Genomic DNA, 18,907 nt, shown 5'->3' with positions numbered 1-18,907 from the left:
CTTCCTTAACTGTAAATGATTTAATGTTAATTCAAATGATAGAGCAGTACAAGTAGCTAATATTACCCAAATCAGTATATTTATGGTTATTTAATAATGAACTTTTATGCTGGTTATAGCATTGCAAAATATGGAAAGTGTATGGATACTAAAATAAGTTATGCAGGGATTACAAGACGTATTTTTGCATTTGCAATCGATTATATTTTAGTACAGGGAATGGGGTTTGTTATCGGATTTATCATTGGATTTACTTTGGCATATTCTCTATCACTCAATGTAACTGAAATGTTTTTAGATAAAGCAGTAGCTATACAAGTAATAGGGTTGATATTGGAATTAATATTTTATGTATTTACGATAATAGAATTTGGTGGTACTCCAGGACAATTGTTACTTCGCATGCGTGTAAAAGACGAAAATACACTTGAAAAAATCACTCTAATACAAGCAATAAGCAGAACAGCAGTTTTTGGAGTATTATATTTTATAATCTGCTACACACTATTCAATATTTCTAGTCTATTCATAGTTGTATCAATCTTAATCATATTATTTGCAATCCTTGACCAGCGTAAACAATTTCTTCACGACAAAATTGCAAAAACAGTAGTAATAGACTATAAACCTAGTTGATATTTTTCTTTAGTTGTTACCACCAAGGGTGTTATTCCAGCGCGTGACCCACATCTGTACGAACATTGCAATTAGCAGGTAATTTGCATAATAGAGGGTGTCATTCCAGTGCTTGACACTGGAATCCAGTTTTCCATATAATCTCATCGAAAACGTTGTAACCACTTTCTATGCTAGTGTGCTTTCATCAACCTGGATCCCAGTGTCAGCTACTTTCATGACAAGAAAAGAAGCACTGGTTTCACATGAATCTGAACAGATATCATGTTTTTCTTTAGTTTACTGCTTACAAAGTGACTTTTTTTGTTTCTGCATGAGCTAAATTAACTACCAATATCATACCTGAAGAACCCACCTGACCATTCTAGAAAATTTAACGCTGAGTACACTTTACTTTTAGCTTCTTCCACAGTGTTTCCTTCTCCTACTATATTTAGCACTCTTCCGCCATCGGAAATCCAATTACCACTTTCATCCAACTTAGTACCAGCATGAAAAACTAGCACACCAGGAATGTTTTCAATTTTATCCAATCCTTTAATTACCTCTCCTTTTTGATAATCACCAGGATAGCCTTTACTTGCAACAACTACACAAACTGTAGTTTTGTGATTAAACTCCACCATTTTTGTATTTAACTTGCCTTCTGCAACTGACAACATCAACTTTAACAAATCACAATTTGGATCAAGTCTAGGTAAAATAGATTGTATTTCCGGATCCCCAAACCTAACATTATACTCAAGAAGCTTTGGACTATCTTTGCAAATCATTAAACCAGCAAAGAGTACGCCTTTATAGGATGTTCCCATGTTAGTCAGTGCTTGAATTGTAGGATATATTATTTTTTGGATAATTTTTTGCTCCATCTCCTTACTTATAATCGAAGGTGATGAGTATGACCCCATGCCTCCGGTATTTTGTCCCTCGTTATTTTCACCAACTCTCTTGTAATCTTTTGCACACCCAAGGGTTACTACCTTCAACCCATCAATAAGAGCAAAAAAACTTACTTCCTCTCCAATTAAAAACTCTTCTATGATTATTTCTTCACCTGACTCACCAAGATTTTTCTCCACTAGCATTGAATCTATTGCTGAAAAAGCTTCATTTTCTGTGTGGCATATTATGACGCCTTTCCCTGCTGCAATTCCATTTGCTTTAATTACAAGCGGAAATTTTATTTTATTACTACGGACAAAATTTTTAGCTAACCTTTCATCAATAAAACGTTCATACTTGGCGGTCGGTATACCATATTGTTTACATAGTTCCTTCGTAAAAGACTTTGATGCCTCAAGTTTTGCAGCTGCTTGACTTGGAGCAAAAACGTTTATCCCCTCCGCAGTTAAATCATCAGCAAGCCCATTAATTATCGGCTGCTCTGGACCAATAATCACTAGCTCTATATTTTCTTTCTTGCAAAATTGTGTAACATCCACTGAATCTTGAATATTTATATTCACAAGAACTCCAAAATTTTCCATGGCCGGGCGACCAGGAGTAACATATAACTTAGTCAAGGTAGGAGACTTCTTTAAAGCCCAAAGTAAAGCATGCTCACGCCCACCAGAACCTATAACCAGAACCTTCATCTTTATTTCCTCGCTTTTCTATATGTCAAAATTATTGTTTGCTTATAACAGTATCATTACTCATGTATCTTTGCAACACGTTTGGTATTGTAACTGACCCATCGGAATTTTGATAATTCTCCATTATGGCAACAATTGTTCTTCCTATGGCTAAAGCTGAGCCGTTTAAAGTGTGAACGTATTTTTTTGTTTTTCTGTCAGTTTCTAAGAAGTATTTAGTATTCATTCTTCTTGCCTGGAACGTACCGCAATTTGAGCAGCTTGATATTTCTCTATATTTATTTTGCTCAGGTAACCATACCTCTATGTCATAAGTCTTTTGTGCAGCAAAAGCCATATCGCCACTGCAAAGTAGCATTACTCTGTACGGTAATTCTAGTTTTTTTAATATCTCTTCAACAACACTCGTCATGCGCTCAAGTTCATCATTTGATTGGTCTTCAGCTGTAATACTCACCAACTCCACTTTACCAAATTGGTGTTGCCTTATCATGCCCCTGGTGTCTCGTCCTGCGCTGCCTGCTTCTTTACGAAAACATTCTGAATATGCAGTAAAACGAATAGGCAGTTCTTTTTCCTCTACTATTTTATCAGCAACCAAATTCGTTAAAAACACTTCACTTGTGGGAATTAATCTCAATTCGTCGGTAGTTAAATACGAATCGTCAGAAAATTTCGGTAGCTGACCAACATTATACATAGCTTCGTTTTTCACCAAAGCTGGGTGGTACACTTCAGTATAGCCAAATTCATTAACATGCATTTCAAGCATAAAATTTATTAGCGCTCGTCCAAGCTTAGCTAACTGTCCTTTTAATATCGCAAATCTTGATCCGGAAATTTTCGCCGCTTGTTCGAAGTCTATTAAACCTAATTTTTCTCCGAGTTCATAATGAGATTCCGGTACAAAATCAAACTGTCTTTTTCCTCCATATCTTCTCACCTCTAAATTAGAGTTCTCATCTGCGCCTATTGGCACATCTTGCGCAGGAATATTCGGCAAGTTAGATAAAACATTCACTAACTTATTTTTTTCTGTTTGCTCCTTGAGGCTGATTGTCTCTATCTCACTTGTGATGCTTTTTGATAACTTTACTTGTTCTTCACATGGGCTTTTGTTCATTTTAAGCCTCTTTATTTCTTCCGTGACCTCGTTTCGTTGCTTATTTAAAGCTTGCAATTTAGTAGTCAGTGATCTTTTTTTATGGTCAATCTCTAATATTTCTTTTGCAGTAAATTCTTTCACCCCTCTGCTTTTTATTGCTTTTTCAAATCCTTTAGGGTTTTTGCGTATATGTTCTATATCATGCATATGTTGTGCTATTACTAACATCATTACTCTACTTCAAAAGCTTTGAATGCTCAATATTTTTACATATAAATGCTAATATTGATTTTACCTTCATAATTTGCTAGAATTAATAAACGTAAAATATAATATGTTAGGCGTCATAGAAAAATACGATGAATTTAAAGAGAGTACTCACTTCACCAAACTTAAAGCTGGTGGAAGATTTGCCATTTATGCGCTTGGTATATACTTAGCAGCTACAGTTACTATCGGCTGTTTGGGACTGATAGTGGGGTCTTTCCTCTTAACCTTACCACTTGCTATGCTAATTTTTCATCCTTTAGCTTGGATCTTAATGGGAATAGTGCTTGCAGCGACGTATAAAATGATCGTCGAACCTTTATTTCACTTGGTAAAAGGTTATGTTGATGGAAAAGGAACTGTAAAGGAAGAAAAGAGTCCAAAAGAGCAAAAATTCACAAGAAGTCAATCATTGGACAGTGGACTAGATGTTATATCAAGAAAAACAGATGATTCGGATAAGAGGGTACGTAGAAATTCCTATTCTCCATCTACAGATAGTGGTATTAGTATCAGCTCAACAAAAAGTGAGCAACCTAAACAAACAAAAGTTGTTCGATGTTATACTGTAGGGGACGGTAACTGCTTTTTCCATGCTGTGTTTGGAGCGAAGAAAGGTGATTCCAGTAAATATAGAGCTGAAAAAGCACAAGAAATGAGATTAGAGTGGCATAAATTTTTAAGTCAATTCAATTCTTTAGATGATGAAAGAATGCCACCTGCTTTAAGAGCTGAATTACGGACAGTTTTTAATATGTTTTTAGACAGGCCAAGAGATCTAACAGATAAGTATAAGGAAATAGAAAAGTTAGCTGAGCACACAAAAAAGAAAATAAAAAAGGTTGAAAAAAAGGTTGAAAAATTGATAAAAAAACTACTTAGTACAGGATTACCTGAAAATGAAGTGAGTAGTAACTTAAGAGAACTTGCTGTTAATAACCTTATCAGCACAAAAAGATATGACAAAAATTATAGTAGCGAAAGTGTGACAAATTCTTTTCTGAATGGCAAATCCATTTATAGATCTTATCTAGAGGCAATTAGTAGTCAAAATTACTTTATTTTCATAGAAGAAATTCCTATCTTAGCTTCGTTGGCAAATATCGAAATCCACCTTCATCCTCATATATCACATAATCAAGGTATATTTAAGCCAAATCCTGAAATGATAAATGAAGGTTATCAACGGAACAACGAACTATGGGGAAATAAAAAACAAGAAACAATATACTTAAAACCTGGTCATTACGAGAGAGCTAAGGTAGTAGAGGCGGAGCCTTCTCTTATAGAGAAAGCAAATTCATTTATGCAAGATGTTATAATGTCAGCTTATAACGGTGTCAAAAATGCATTTTCTAGCGACTAGAAAGCCTGTGTCCCTCCAAATAGGAAATTTGGCTATTGATTCTCCAGTAATTTTAGCTCCGATGTCTGGAGTGACTGATTATCCGTTTAGGAGTATTGTAAAAAAACTTGGTGCAGGTTTGTTAGTCTCAGAAATGATTGCAAGCAGGGCTATGATCATGCAAACTCGCCAGAGCATGCAAAAAGCAAAAGTTGATGAACTAACCGCTGTACAACTTGCTGGTTGTGAGCCTGATATTATGGCGGAAGCTGCAAAGTTAAATGAGGACATGGGTGCGAAAATCATAGATATAAATTTTGGTTGTCCAGTTAAAAAAGTTGTAAACGGTTACGCAGGATCAGCACTTATGCGTGATGAAAAAAAGGCTGCTGAGATAATAGAAGCTGTAGTCAAGGCAGTAAGTGTGCCAGTTACAGTAAAAATGCGTACTGGATGGAATGACGAAAATCGTAATGCTCCGCGCTTGGCAAAAATTGCAGAAGATTTGGGAGCAAAGATGATTACTGTACATGGAAGGACAAGGGCACAGCTTTATAATGGTCAAGCAGATTGGAAATTCGTTAGAAATGTCAAAGAGCAGGTAAAAATTCCGGTTATAGTAAATGGGGATATTAAAAATTTGGACGATATTCAAAACGCGCTCAAAGAATCAGGGGCAGACGGAGTGATGATAGGTCGTGGTGCTTACGGCAAACCTTGGCTGATTAATCAAGCAATAAACTTTTTGAGTGGAAATAAAGTTTATGAGCCAACAGCCTCAGAGAGATTAAGCATAATACTCAAGCATTATGACAGTATTCTTGAGTACTATGGAAGCGATACAGGAATAAAGATGGCCCGCAAACATATAGGATGGTACAGTAGCGGGCTTCAAAACTCATCTGAATTTCGTGTAAGAGTAAATAACATAATAGACAGCACAGAGGTGAAAGAAAATATAATTGATTTTTTTAGTTAAAAACAGATTAAACATACTACCTCATTAGCTATATTCAATTTGACTGATCATAGTGCGATGCCACCACACTCTCTTCTTCATCAGAATGTAATTGATAACTATTATCACTCAGCAATTTTTCGTCATAAGTCTCAATATCAAAATATTTTTCATATTTATCTATATTTTCACAAAGCGAAAGTGCTTTCACCTTATTCATAATCAGACCCGTACCAGCAGGAATTAACCTTCCTACTATAACATTTTCTTTTAACCCACTCAAAGGATCACTCTTTCCGCAAAATGCTGCTTCCGTAAGTACTTTTGTTGTTTCTTGGAAAGAGGCAGCAGAAATAAAGGAATTAGTTTCAAGGCTTGCTCTAGTAATTCCCTGCAGAATAGGAAGATAATGAGCAGGTCGTTTTCCAGAGTTATTCATAGCATCATTTTCTCTATCAATTTCCAGCCTGTCGATATTTTCTCCAATTAAGTACATAGTATCACCAGGATCGGTAATTTCTACTTTTTGTAGCATTTGCTTTAAGATCACTTCTAAATGCTTGTTATCTATGCGCACACCTTGCAATCTATAAACTTGCTGTATTTCAGAAATCATATAGTGTGCTAACGCTTCTAACCCAAGCACACGTAGAATATCATGAAGATCAGGATCGCCATCCATCAATAAATCACCTTTACGCACAAAATCACCTTCATTGACTATTACATGCTTACTTCTTGATACTAAATACTCAACTTGAGAAGCTTGCTCATCTACAGGTTTAATTACTACACTGCGTTTTCCTCTACGATCTTTTTCAGAGAACGTTACATAGCCATCTATTTCACTAACGATAGCATGCTCTTTAGGACGACGTGCTTCAAATAATTCTATAACCTTAGGCAAGCCACCAGTAATATCACGAGTTCTAACTGACTCTCTCGGCGTTCTTGTGATAACATCACCTGCATGAACCTTTTGGCCATCCTGTACATTAAGCACTGCACCAACTGGTATAAAGTAACATGCTTCCACACCACTTGAAAGTGTTATTACTTTTTCATTATCATCAAGCAGTGCAATACGAGGACGTAAATTAGCTACACCAGAGTGCAATTTCCAATCTTTTACTACTCTATTTGATATTCCTGTAGATTCATCCATCACTTCAGTGATTGAAATTCCATCTTTTAAATCCTGGTAAGATATTGTACCACTCTTTTCCGTAATAATAGGTAGTGTATACGGATCCCATTCCGCAACTTTATCACCAATTTTTACTAACTCACCCTCATTTACATAAAGTTTAGCACCATAAGGCACACTGTGCTTCAATTTTTCACTACCAAGGCTATCAATTAAAACGACTTCACAGGAACGGCTTATCACAATTTTATTTCCGTTTTTATCTATAATTATATTACTATTGTTTAGTTTTATTCTAGCATTAATAGAAGCTATAATATTTGAGGATTCAACACCTCTAGTCATTACCCCACCTATATGGAAAGTACGCATCGTTAACTGAGTACCTGGCTCTCCAACAGATTGAGCAGCGATAACACCAACTGCTTCACCTATTGAAACAATTTTACCAGTTGCAAGGTCTCTTCCATAACACAAAGAACACACACCAGGACTTATTTCACAAGTTAAAGGCGATCTAATTTTTATAGCATCAAGACCTGCAATGTTGATTTGCTTTACTTTATCTTCATCAATTAATTCCCCTGCTTTTAATAATAACTCTTTGGTTACTGGGTTATATATATCATTTGCAGCTGTTCTACCCAGTACAACACTCTCTAGAGATGCAACTATAGTACTACCTTCAACTATAGCTCTTACAATAAGGCCATTTTTCGTTTTACAGTCATGTTTTGTAACTATGCAATTTTGAGATACATCAACCAAGCGACGAGTTAAGTATCCAGAGTTTGCAGTTTTAAGTGCAGTATCAGCTAAACCTTTACGCGCACCGTGAGTAGAATTAAAGTATTCAAATACATTTAATCCTTCGCGAAAATTAGAAATTATAGGTGTTTCTATAATTTCACCAGAAGGTTTGGTCATTAACCCTCGCATTCCTGCTAACTGCTTCATCTGGGAAGTAGAACCTCTTGCACCTGAGCTAACCATCATATATATTGAATTGTACTTACTATTTTCATCATACACAGATATCGCTTTTAACATATCATTCGCTATTATATCTGTGCACTTAGACCACTCATCTATAACTTTATTATACCTCTCACTTTTAGTGATTAGTCCGTCTTGATACTGTGCAGAAAATTTCTTAATTTCACCCCTTGTATAATCAACGTGTGTAGCTTTAGTTTCAGGTATGACCATATCGCAACGACTAAAAGAAGTACCAGAAAATGTAGCATACTCAAAGCCAAGTGTCATAAATTTATCAGAAAATACCACTGTAGCACTTTGACCGCAGCTACGATATACTAAATCAACAATACTAGTTATTTCCTTAACTGTTAATACCTGATTTATTAAATCGAAGCTTAGATTCTCATGTTTAGGAAAAATCTGCCATAATATTAAACGTCCAGGAGTTGTACAAATAGTTTTATACTGAATGTTTCCATCGCTATTGATGTGTTCCATTTTGTACTTTATATGAGAATGAATATGCAGAGTACCGTTGTTTAAGGAATGCTCAACTTCACAAAAAGCACAAAAAAGTGGTAAATCATCCTTCTTAAGTTGCTGTAAAGTTAGGTAGTATATACCAAGCACTATATCTTTACTAGGAACTATAATCGGTCTTCCATTAGAAGGACTTAAAACGTTATTAATTGACATCATCAACACTCTAGCTTCAAGTTGAGCTTCCAATGAAATTGGCACATGTACTGCCATTTGATCACCATCAAAGTCAGCGTTAAATGCTGTACAAACAAGTGGATGAAGCTGTATTGCTTTACCTTCAATAAGGACTGGCTCAAAAGCCTGAATACCAAGCCTGTGTAGCGTAGGCGCTCTATTTAGTAAAACAGGATGCTCTTTTATTACTTCTTCAAGCATATCCCAGACTTCTGGCTTTTCTGCTCTTATTAACTTACTAGCAAATTTAATAGTTGGAGCGATTCCATATATTTTAAGCCTTGAGTAAACAAAAGGCTTGAATAACTCAAGAGCCATTCTTTTCGGTAATCCACACTGATTTAGTTTTAAAGTTGGACCAACAACTATTACAGAACGTCCAGAATAATCTACCCTTTTTCCTAAAAGATTCTGACGGAAACGACCTTGCTTTCCTTTCAGCATATCGCTAATAGACTTTTTATACCCAGTAGCGCCAGCTTTATTTACCAGAGCATTACGACGACTATTATCAAAAAGAGAATCAACTGCCTCTTGTAACATTCTTTTCTCATTACGAATCATAATCTCAGGAGGATTCAAACTTAACAATTTTCTCAATCTATTATTTCTATTAATAATAGTTCTATAATGATGATTTAAATCAGAAACTGCAGGTCGACCACTTTCAAGCGATACCAAGGGACGCAAGTCAGGTGGTAAAATAGGTATAGCTGTAAGTATCATCCACTCAGGTCTGTTTCCAGACTTGATAAAATTTTCAACAATACGTAATCTCTTTATAATTTTCTTTCTTCTCATTTCAGAAGCAACAGACTCTAACTCCTGTCTTAAATTCTTCCTAATTTCATGTAAATCAAGTCGTATTAGCAATTCTCTTATAGCTTCAACACCTTGCATAGCTATAAAGCTATCGACCCCATAGCTATCTTTAGCTTCATTATAAGCTTTCTCACTAATAATTTCACCTTTTTCAAAAGAGGAAACAAGAGGATCTATTACAACATAATTATCACTATACAAAATACTTTCGATATCTCTAAGAGACATATCTAATAATGCTCCAATTCTTGAAGGAAGTGACTTCAAAAACCATATATGAGCAACAGGAGATGCAAGCTCTATATGACCCATTCTTTCTCTTCTTACTTTAGAAGATGTAACTTCTACTCCACATTTTTCGCATATACGGCCCCTATGTCTTCTTTTTTTGTACTTTCCACATAAACATTCATCATCATTGACAGGACCAAAAATTTTAGGACAAAATAATCCACCTTTCTCAACTTTGAATGTACGGTAGTTTGCAGTTGAAACATCTGTTATCTCTCCATAAGACATACGTTTAATACTTTCAGGGCTAGCAATGGAAATGCTAACCTCATTAAAAGATTGCGCGATGTTAGTATGAGATATATCTTCAATTACTATGTCATTTTGCTTCAAATCCACATTAAAACACAAGGAACGCAACTCTTTTATCATGACATTAAAGGATTCAGGAATTCCACATTCAAAGTTACTGTCACCTTTTATTACCGATTCATAAATCTTAACCCTGCCATTAATATCATCAGACTTCACAGTTAACATTTCCTGCAAAGTGTAAGCAGCACCATAGGCTTGCAATGCCCAACATTCCATTTCACCAAAACGCTGACCACCAAAATGAGACTTTCCTCCAAGAGGTTGTTGAGTAACCAAACTATAAGGTCCTACTGAACGCGCATGAATTTTACCATCTACTAAGTGATGCAACTTAAGCATGTACATGTAACCAACTGTAACTTTGCGATCAAACTTCTCACCCGAGCAACCATCATATAATACAACTTGCCCAGAGTTATCCAATCCAGCAAGTTCAAATAGCTTTACTATTTGTTCATCTTTTGGACCTTCAAATACAGGTGCAGTAACAGGAATGCCATCACGCAACTTATACGCAAATTCAATGAGGTGATTATCATTAATATCGCGAATGTTATTACAAATAGATAAATTACTGCCACAACTATAAACCTCAATCAGGAAGTGACGTAAACTACTGTGTGCATCTTTACAAGAGTTGAAATAATTCTCTACTAATGTAGTCAATTCATTGTTTAATTCATCCTTATTAGGCGTATCTAAAATAGAAGCCGTTATTTCATCATCATTAATATCCTCAAATTTTTTATTATCAAGATATAATGCTGCAAATTTTTCAAAATCATCATCACTGAGAGATCTAATTGCCTCACAAAAAGCACGTTTGATTTTATTGATCTCATCAAGAATATTGCCTACTTTTTCTCCTAATTTTTTACAAGCCCAACCTACATGCGTTTCCAATATTTGACCTACATTCATTCGCGAAGGAACGCCAAGAGGGTTAAGAATAATATCAATAGGAGTACCATCTTCTAAATAAGGCATATCTTCTACTGGAACAACTCGAGAAATCACACCTTTATTTCCATGTCTACCAGCCATTTTATCCCCTGGCTGCAAACTATGTTTTACAGCAATAAAAACTTTTACTGACATCGACACACCTTGAGGCAGATCATAGCCTTCATGCAATTTTTCTACTTTTCGCTTAAAGTTTGCTATCGCATGTGATACTTTTTCATCAAAATCTTTTTTTAAGCTCTCAACTTGCTTAGAAATAGATTGGTTTTTCAATCCTATATCCCACCATCCCTCACGTTCAATAAAATTAATACTTTCTCGATCTTGAGAGCCAGAATTAATAAGAATTTTTCTTAATTCATCATAGAAATATTGATTAATAACATTGATTATATGGTCTCGTTCTTTCTCAAAGTCGTTTGCCTCTTTTTGTTTAATAAGAAACGCCCTTTCGTTTTCTTCTTCCCCTCTGCGTGTAAAGACCTGCACATCAATCACTATCCCTTCAATATCTGGAGATGTATATAAAGAGGAATCCACACAATCAAATGACTTTTCACCAAAAATTGTCATTAACAATTTTGTCTCAGGAGGCAATGAAAGAGAATGCTTAGGTGTAACTTTCCCCACCAAAATATAACCTGGACCAACTCTTGTACCAACCTTTACTATACCACTATCATCCAAGTGATAAAGATTTTCTTCATTAACACCGGGTATGGCACGAGTTATTTTTTCCGACCCTAAAGGAGTGTCATGTACAACACATTCAAATTCTTCTATATGAATAGAAGTAAATAGATCTTTTTTAACAACTTCACTAGAAATAATGATTGAGTCTTCAAAATTATAACCTTGCCAAGACATAAAAGCGACTAGCAAGTTTTGGCCAAGTGCCAATTCACCGTTATTAATAGCAGGACCATCAGCTATCACATCACCTTCCTTAACACAATCACCTACATGCACCAGTGGTTTCTGATTAATACAAGTATTATGGTTAGAACGCTGAAATTTTCTTAGATGATAAATATCTACATCCAAGTAGTTAATTCCTCCTTTGTCAAAAGCACGTATAACTATAGAGTTACTATCTGAGCTGTCAACTATGCCACCACGTTTTGCTAAAACTACAGCACCAGAGCCAGAAGCTACGAAAGATTCCATGCCAGTAGCAACCAAAGGAGCAGTAGGCTTCAATAAAGGTACAGCTTGACGCTGCATATTTGAACCCATTAACGCTCTATTAGCATCATCATTTTCTAAAAATGGAATTAAAGAAGCAGCAACCGATATTACCTGCTTAGGAGATAAATCAATGTAACTTACTTGATTACTATTTACCATTACAAAGGTACCAGCATACCTACAGTATAACATATCATCAACAAAGCAGTTGTTCTCATCAAGCTTTGCGCTGGTATCGGCTATATAATATAAACCTTCATCTATAGCAGACAGATACTCAATTTGATCAGTAACAACCTTATTAACTACTTTCCTATAAGGACTTTCAATGAACCCATATTTATTAATACGAGCGTATATAGCTAAGCTGTTAATTAAGCCTATATTCTGCCCCTCAGGAGTTTCAATAGGACAAATTCTTCCGTAATGAGTTGGATGAACATCACGCACTTCAAATCCCGCCCTCTCTCTTGTTAAACCACCAGGACCTAACGCCGACAATCTTCTTTTATGTGTTATTTCAGATAATGGATTAGTCTGATCCATAAATTGAGATAATTGGGAAGAGTTGAAAAAATCTCTTAAGACATTGGTTAACACTTTTGGATTTATAAAATCAGATGGAGAGACTTTATCTAAACTAGAAGTAGACATAGAATCAACTACTGCCCGTCCCAATTTTAATAATCCAGTTCTAAATTGATTTTCTATAAACTCTCCAACTGAACGGACTCTTCTATTTGCTAAATGATCAATATCATCTACAGATCCTTGACCATCACGTAACAATACTATTTTTCTTATAATTTCAATAATGTCTTCATGTGTTAAAGTAGTTAAATTTTCCTCATAATTTAACCCAAGGCAAGAGTTAAGTTTTAATCTACCAATGTTAGACAAATCATAATATTCCGAACTGAAGAAAAGATTACGAAAAAACTCCTCTACTATCTTTAAAACAGGAACTTCACCAGGACGCAAAACCTTATATATTTCATATAGAGCGTTCTCATAAGACATGTTTTCATCTAAGAAAAGTGTGTTTAATATGTAAGGTCCAACAGAAACATTATCTATGTTCAACACTGATATTTTATCTATAGATAATAATTCAAGCTTTTTTATATCCTCTAATCTTATAGATTCACCAGCAGATAAGACTTTTGTAGAACTAGCACTATCTATTAAATCTTCTGCAAGAAATAAACCACATATAGAATCATAAGGAATTAGATACTCTTTCAATCCGTTATCATATAGATTTTTAGCTAATTTTGAAGTAATACGAACATTAGCTTTAAGTAACACATTGCCTTCAACATTCTTTAAATCAAAAGGAAGCCTCACTCCCTTGAATTTATCAGGGGAAAAAGGTACTCTCCAGCCACTTTTATGTTTTATATACTCTATTTTTTCATAAAATTTATTAAGTATGTCATTATTTGATAAGCCCAGAGCCTTTAATAAAACTGATATTGGCAACTTTCTCTTTCTATCAATACGAAAATACAAATGATCTTTAACATCAAACTCAATATCAAGCCAAGAACCTCTATAAGGAATAACTCTAGCAGAATAGATTAATTTGCCAGAATTGTAAGTTTTTCCCTTATCACTATCAAAAAACACTCCAGGAGATCTATGCATTTGTGAAACGATAACTTTCTCTACGCCATTGATGATGAAAGTACCTTTATCAGTCATCATAGGCAGTTCACAAAAGCGAACCTCCTGCTCTTCAGCAGATTTTATAACAGTTGCAAGCTTAGAATGATCATCATCTTCTTTAATCTCTTGATATTTTTCAAGAGAAACACCATCCTGCATAATAACAAGACGTATAGAAGCAATAACCTGAGCAGAAAAAGTTATACCACGTTTTATACATTCAGATTCACTATACTTAAGATCATCTACCCTACAATTCAAAAATTCGATAGTAGCCCTATGCAAAGGATCAGATATTGGAAAAATTGTATGAAAGATAGCTTCAAGTCTTTCATTACTCTCATTATTAGGAGTAAAGGAATTATATGACCCCTTTTGGACTTTAACCAAATCCAACAAAGAATCTTTTAAATCAATCGACCTGGAATAAGAAACTCTAGGAACAAAAGCACTAGAAGCACACATATAAGAAGAATCAACCATTAAAATACCTTCACTAATTAAAAGAGCTATATCAACATAAAATTAATATACTAACATTTTATTCAAGCTCAACTTTAGTTGCTCCTGCTTCAATAAGTTTTTGCTTTATTTTTTCTGCTTCGTCTTTAGAAACATTAGCAGTCAAATCTTTGGGTAAAGACTCAACTAATTCTTTCGCTTCTTTTAAATTCAATGTAGAATTAACTTCTCTAATAGCTTTAATCACTCCTATTTTTTTGCTTGCATCAATCTCTTTGATTACAACTTTATATTCAGCTTTTTCTTGAGCAACAGGAGCATTAGCATTATCACTAATAGGCACCCCAGCACCAACAGCTCCACCAAGAAAAGAACCACTAGGCAACCCTATTTTTTCTTCTAGAACTTTTACAAGTTCAGAAGCTTCTAATAGATTTAAAGATAATATTTTATCAACCAAATCACTTGTTACATTATTCATACTGACCACCTTATTTAACAACAAATTTATTTTTTAGAACTATAGTAATCCAAAACTCTCATAAGCCTCATAGAAGATGAATTAATAGACAATGCTAACCGAGCAGGAATATCATAAGATATTAAACGCATAATTTTAACACGTAATTCATCCAGAGAGGGAAGCTTAGCCAATTTATTAACATCTTCCACTGTTAATAATTCATTTATATGAGCCGCACAAATCACAGACATTTTTTCTTTGTTAGCATTAATAAAATCAACTATTAACTTTGCAGCTTCTACTATAGCGCTAGAGTATATAATAGCAACAGAACCAGAAAATTTACCTGATAAATAAGAAAATTTACCAATCCTTTCCAAAGCCAAGCAAGCTAGAGTATTTTTAACTACTAACATCCCACCCATTACAGATTTTAGACTATTCCTAAGAATTAATGAATTGCTAACATTCATAGACTTGAAATTTACCAATATTAAGAAATCATTATTTACAAACACATTCATTATGTTTTGTATAAATTCATCCTTATCTTTACGCTTCACAATTTCGCTCCTTTAAATTATATCTTCTACTTTGTTTATTTTATGAGCTTTACCCATAGTTGAATTTAAAAAAACGCTTTTAAAGTAAACTCCTTTCACAGAAGCAGGTTTATTGTCTCTAATTACTTTAAGAAAGGCTTTTAAATTTTCCAGCAAATCATCAATATCAAATTTAGTACTTCCTAATTTACCATGAATAACCCCATTTTTATCCGTCCTGAATTTTATTTGACCAGACTTAATGGTTTTAGTAGCTTCCGCAATGTTAGAAGTCACAGTACCAAATTTAGGGTTAGGCATCAACCCTTTAGCACCCAATACTTTTGCAATAGGAGTGATTTTTGCCATGAAATCAGGAGTAGTGATGCACCAATCAACATTCAACTTTCTACCTTTTTTTATCTCTTCAACTAAATCTTCTCCTCCTGTAATATCAGCACCAGCTTTTTCAGCTTCTAATAAATGTTTATCTTGAGCAAAAACAGCTACTTTAATATTCTTTCCGATACCTTTAGGCAAAACTACTGTACCACGCACTTGCTCTTCAGATTTACGTGAATCTACACCTAAATTGACTGCGATATCAACTGATTCATTAAATTTTGCTGAAGCAGACTCAACAATCTTCTCCAAACACTGCTTAAAATTATCATTATATGTACTCATTTACCTAACCTTCCACAACTTCTATACCCATAGATTTTGCAGTGCCTATAACCATCTTCACTGCTGAATCTTCATTATCCACTTTCATATCAACCATCTTACACTTTGCCACTTTAATGATAGCAGACATAGATAATTTAGCCACTAATTCTTTACCAGAATTACCAGAACCTTTACTTAATTTAGCTTCCTGCTTAAGCAAATAAGCCACAGGCGGACCGCTGACAGTAAAATCATGAGAGCGATCATCCTTTATGGAAATTCTCACTGTTACTAAATCACCTACTTTATAACTAGCGTTAGCAGCGCTAGTAGCTTTATTAAAAGCTTCACAAAATTTAGGAACAGGTATACCACGCGGGCCAAGTACTGAAGCAATTTTCGGTCCTGGAACTGCTTTTCCAGCTTCCATAAGCAAGTTAATCTTAGCAACTACACTACTCATAATTAATCCTCTATTTTCTCTACTTGAGCCAAATCAAGCTCTATTATTGTTGGCTTACCTAAGATTGATACTTCAACATTAATAATTTTTTTCTCATCATTTACCATATCTACCTTACCAGTAAAATTTTGAAAAAGACCATCATTAATTTTTACTTTTTCACCTTTCTCATAACCATAACTCAACTTTTTCGTTTCTTGAGCATTGTAAAGCGCACTACACATTGAGCGAATCTCATTATCCTCAATCACCTTTGGAACATTACCATTTTTCAAAAATCCATAAACCTTAAGAGATTTTGGTATATTATTAATAAAATTTAATACCTCATCGCATAAATTCATGTATAAAAAGACATAACCAGGAAAGGACTTCCTTCGTTTAGCATTTTTTTTAGATTTTAAATCCATCTCACTTAATTCTTCACAAGGAATAAAAACCCTATTAAAATAATTATTAATATTCAATCTCATAGAATTTTCTAATATATATTGGCGCACTTTCTCTTCATAATTAGAGGCAACTCTTAAAATGTACCACTTATATCTATTAAATTCCTTACGTTTTAAAATTACCTCATCATCTGAAATCATCTCAAAATGACCAGACTCATCACCACAAAACCCAGTCATTTGATTCAAAATATTTTTACTTTCATCACACAGATGCATACATATATATACTTCACATAACTCTTTTATATCAGATTTTACATCACATACTGTCTGATAAGGAATAAACACCTCCTTAAAGTAAACAGTATTGGTTGCCAACTCGCATATATCCTTCTCATACCCGTAATCGACTTTAATGATATACCATTTATACTTATATTCCATAAATAATTCCAAATAAAGTCTTAATTACGTAAAGAGACATAAAATCTACGAAGCAAAAGAAAATCGAAAAGCATAATATAACAGTTATTACAATAAACAAAGATGACAATACCTGCTGTTTTTTTATCCAAGCAATTCTCCTTATTTCTTGCTTTATATCGCAAAAAAAAATATACAGGTTTTTTAACATTTCTACCATAATATTAATGCAGGAGCGATAGGAATTGAACCTACAACCTCTGGTTTTGGAGACCAGCGCTCTACCAATTGAGCTACACTCCTATAATTCAAAGTTTACTCTAAAATTTCCGAAACAACGCCAGAACCAACAGTTCTACCACCTTCTCTTATCGCAAAACGTAATCCTTTATCCATTGCTATTGGTACTTTCAACTCCACTTCTATACTTACATTGTCCCCTGGCATTACCATCTCCTTTCCATCTAGCAATTTTATGCTCCCAGTTACATCCGTTGTCCTTAAATAAAACTGTGGCTGATAATTTCCAAAAAATGGTGTATGCCTTCCTCCTTCTTCTTTCTTCAATATATACACCTCCGCATTAAATTTCTTATGCGGGGTTATTGTCCCTGGTTTTGCCAATACTTGCCCTCTCTCCACTTCTTCTCTCTTTGTTCCTCTTAGTAGTATTCCTACATTGAGTCCTGCACTTCCCTTATCTAGCAACTTCTTAAACATCTCAACACCAGTACATATCGTCTTTTGCGTCGCTTTCAGACCTATTATCTCTATCTCATCCCCTGTCTTTATCTCCCCCTTCTCTATTCTTCCTGTTACTACCGTTCCTCGGCCCGATATTGAAAATACATCTTCTATTGGCAATAAAAACGGCAAATCTATAGGCCTTTCAGGTGCTACCACATACTCATCTAACTTCTCCATCAATTTATCTATTGATTTCTTTCCATACTCACTACTATCATCCTCTAATGCTTTTAACGCAGACCCAACTATCACAGGCACTTCATCACCTGGAAATTTATACTTACTCAGCAACTCTCTCACTTCCATTTCCACCAAATCTATCATATCAGCATCAGCAACATCAGCTTTATTTATATATACCACGATATATCCAACACCCACCTGTTTTGCCAGCAATATATGCTCTCTCGTTTGTGGCATCGGCCCATCAACCCCTGAGACTACCAATATCGCTGCATCCATCTGTGCTGCACCTACTATCATATTCTTTACATAATCAGCATGTCCAGGGCAATCAACGTGTGCATAGTGTCTCTTTTCTGTTTGATATTCAACATGCGCTGTTGCTATTGTTATACCTCTCTTTCTTTCTTCTGGCGCTTTATCTATTTGATCATATGCTACAAAATTACCATAATGCTTTGTTATCGCCGCTGTTAACGTTGTCTTCCCATGATCCACATGTCCTATCGTTCCCACGTTTACATGCGGCTTTCCAAATGCTTCTACTATCGCTGTCATAATT

At 34.7% G+C, this 18,907-nt stretch carries 13 protein-coding genes, 1 tRNA gene and 1 pseudogene; 3 read left to right on the top strand and 12 right to left on the bottom strand.

The window, feature by feature from the left end; translation table 11 throughout:
* Window positions 1-141: 141 nt before the first annotated feature.
* Entirely contained in the window at window positions 142-636 is a 495-nt protein-coding gene (locus OOT12_RS01730) for an RDD family protein (RefSeq protein WP_264376299.1), read from the top strand.
* A 74-nt stretch (window positions 637-710) separates the two neighbouring features.
* Here the strand turns inward: OOT12_RS01730 and OOT12_RS07430 are convergent.
* The 3 genes and pseudogenes from OOT12_RS07430 to serS all read right to left on the bottom strand — a co-directional run.
* Window positions 711-776: pseudogene (locus OOT12_RS07430) on the bottom strand (WPE palindromic element domain-containing protein); the annotation flags it as partial.
* Between the two features lie 183 nt (window positions 777-959).
* Window positions 960-2,231 (bottom strand): phosphoribosylamine--glycine ligase, encoded by a 1,272-nt coding sequence (gene purD, locus OOT12_RS01725; protein ID WP_010402350.1) that lies wholly within the window; start codon window positions 2,229-2,231, stop codon window positions 960-962.
* Window positions 2,232-2,262: 31 nt separating this feature from the next.
* Complete coding sequence (gene serS, locus OOT12_RS01720) at window positions 2,263-3,543, bottom strand: serine--tRNA ligase (protein ID WP_264685401.1); 1,281 nt, start codon at window positions 3,541-3,543, stop codon at window positions 2,263-2,265.
* Between the two features lie 127 nt (window positions 3,544-3,670).
* Between serS and OOT12_RS01715 the strand changes: the two genes are divergently transcribed.
* Window positions 3,671-4,969 (top strand): OTU domain-containing protein, encoded by a 1,299-nt coding sequence (locus OOT12_RS01715; protein WP_264374985.1) that lies wholly within the window; start codon window positions 3,671-3,673, stop codon window positions 4,967-4,969.
* Window positions 4,970-4,976: 7 nt separating this feature from the next.
* On the top strand, window positions 4,977-5,927 hold the full coding sequence (gene dusB / locus OOT12_RS01710; RefSeq protein WP_264374986.1) for a tRNA dihydrouridine synthase DusB: 951 nt from the start codon (window positions 4,977-4,979) through the stop codon (window positions 5,925-5,927).
* Between the two features lie 34 nt (window positions 5,928-5,961).
* Here dusB and OOT12_RS01705 read toward each other — a convergent pair whose 3' ends face one another.
* From OOT12_RS01705 to tuf, 9 genes are all read right to left on the bottom strand, one after another.
* The gene (locus tag OOT12_RS01705) at window positions 5,962-14,481 is read right to left on the bottom strand and encodes a DNA-directed RNA polymerase subunit beta/beta' (protein WP_264376300.1); all 8,520 of its coding nucleotides are present in this window, start codon (window positions 14,479-14,481) and stop codon (window positions 5,962-5,964) included.
* A gap of 58 nt (window positions 14,482-14,539) precedes the next feature.
* The gene (gene rplL / locus OOT12_RS01700) at window positions 14,540-14,941 is read right to left on the bottom strand and encodes a 50S ribosomal protein L7/L12 (protein WP_007301986.1); all 402 of its coding nucleotides are present in this window, start codon (window positions 14,939-14,941) and stop codon (window positions 14,540-14,542) included.
* 26 nt (window positions 14,942-14,967) lie between these two features.
* The gene (gene rplJ / locus OOT12_RS01695; protein ID WP_264374988.1) at window positions 14,968-15,486 is read right to left on the bottom strand and encodes a 50S ribosomal protein L10; all 519 of its coding nucleotides are present in this window, start codon (window positions 15,484-15,486) and stop codon (window positions 14,968-14,970) included.
* A 12-nt stretch (window positions 15,487-15,498) separates the two neighbouring features.
* Window positions 15,499-16,152, bottom strand: coding sequence for a 50S ribosomal protein L1 (gene rplA, locus OOT12_RS01690; RefSeq protein WP_264374989.1), 654 nt, complete (start codon window positions 16,150-16,152; stop codon window positions 15,499-15,501).
* 4 nt (window positions 16,153-16,156) lie between these two features.
* Window positions 16,157-16,597, bottom strand: coding sequence for a 50S ribosomal protein L11 (locus OOT12_RS01685; protein ID WP_264374990.1), 441 nt, complete (start codon window positions 16,595-16,597; stop codon window positions 16,157-16,159).
* Between the two features lie 2 nt (window positions 16,598-16,599).
* Window positions 16,600-17,436 carry a transcription termination/antitermination protein NusG gene (gene nusG / locus OOT12_RS01680; protein ID WP_052264680.1) on the bottom strand — a complete coding sequence of 279 codons (837 nt, stop codon included), beginning with the start codon at window positions 17,434-17,436 and terminating at the stop codon, window positions 16,600-16,602.
* Complete coding sequence (gene secE / locus OOT12_RS01675) at window positions 17,426-17,626, bottom strand: preprotein translocase subunit SecE (protein ID WP_264374991.1); 201 nt, start codon at window positions 17,624-17,626, stop codon at window positions 17,426-17,428. Before secE ends, nusG begins: the two co-directional genes overlap by 11 nt.
* Window positions 17,627-17,645: 19 nt before the next feature.
* Window positions 17,646-17,718: transfer RNA gene (locus tag OOT12_RS01670), tRNA-Trp, on the bottom strand.
* Between the two features lie 12 nt (window positions 17,719-17,730).
* Window positions 17,731-18,903, bottom strand: a complete 1,173-nt coding sequence (tuf, locus tag OOT12_RS01665) for an elongation factor Tu (RefSeq protein ID WP_264374619.1) — start codon at window positions 18,901-18,903, stop codon at window positions 17,731-17,733.
* Window positions 18,904-18,907: the final 4 nt, after the last annotated feature.

The organism is Wolbachia endosymbiont (group B) of Parapoynx stratiotata (assembly GCF_947250635.1).
In the GTDB taxonomy this organism is placed as follows: domain Bacteria; phylum Pseudomonadota; class Alphaproteobacteria; order Rickettsiales; family Anaplasmataceae; genus Wolbachia.
This window is presented reverse-complemented; position numbering and strand designations above follow the sequence as displayed.

Bases quoted from the DNA above. Each gene is read 5' to 3' on its own strand.
- OOT12_RS01715 (WP_264374985.1), top strand. From the start codon at position 3,671: ATGTTAGGCGTCATAGAAAAATACGATGAATTTAAAGAGAGTACTCAC.
- OOT12_RS01685 (WP_264374990.1), bottom strand. From the start codon at position 16,597: ATGAGTAGTGTAGTTGCTAAGATTAACTTGCTTATGGAAGCTGGAAAA.
- purD (WP_010402350.1), bottom strand. From the start codon at position 2,231: ATGAAGGTTCTGGTTATAGGTTCTGGTGGGCGTGAGCATGCTTTACTT.
- nusG (WP_052264680.1), bottom strand. From the start codon at position 17,436: ATGGAATATAAGTATAAATGGTATATCATTAAAGTCGATTACGGGTAT.
- OOT12_RS01705 (WP_264376300.1), bottom strand. From the start codon at position 14,481: ATGGTTGATTCTTCTTATATGTGTGCTTCTAGTGCTTTTGTTCCTAGA.
- serS (WP_264685401.1), bottom strand. From the start codon at position 3,543: ATGCATGATATAGAACATATACGCAAAAACCCTAAAGGATTTGAAAAA.
- secE (WP_264374991.1), bottom strand. From the start codon at position 17,626: ATGTTAAAAAACCTGTATATTTTTTTTTGCGATATAAAGCAAGAAATA.
- OOT12_RS01730 (WP_264376299.1), top strand. From the start codon at position 142: ATGGATACTAAAATAAGTTATGCAGGGATTACAAGACGTATTTTTGCA.
- rplA (WP_264374989.1), bottom strand. From the start codon at position 16,152: ATGAGTACATATAATGATAATTTTAAGCAGTGTTTGGAGAAGATTGTT.
- rplL (WP_007301986.1), bottom strand. From the start codon at position 14,941: ATGAATAATGTAACAAGTGATTTGGTTGATAAAATATTATCTTTAAAT.
- tuf (WP_264374619.1), bottom strand. From the start codon at position 18,903: ATGACAGCGATAGTAGAAGCATTTGGAAAGCCGCATGTAAACGTGGGA.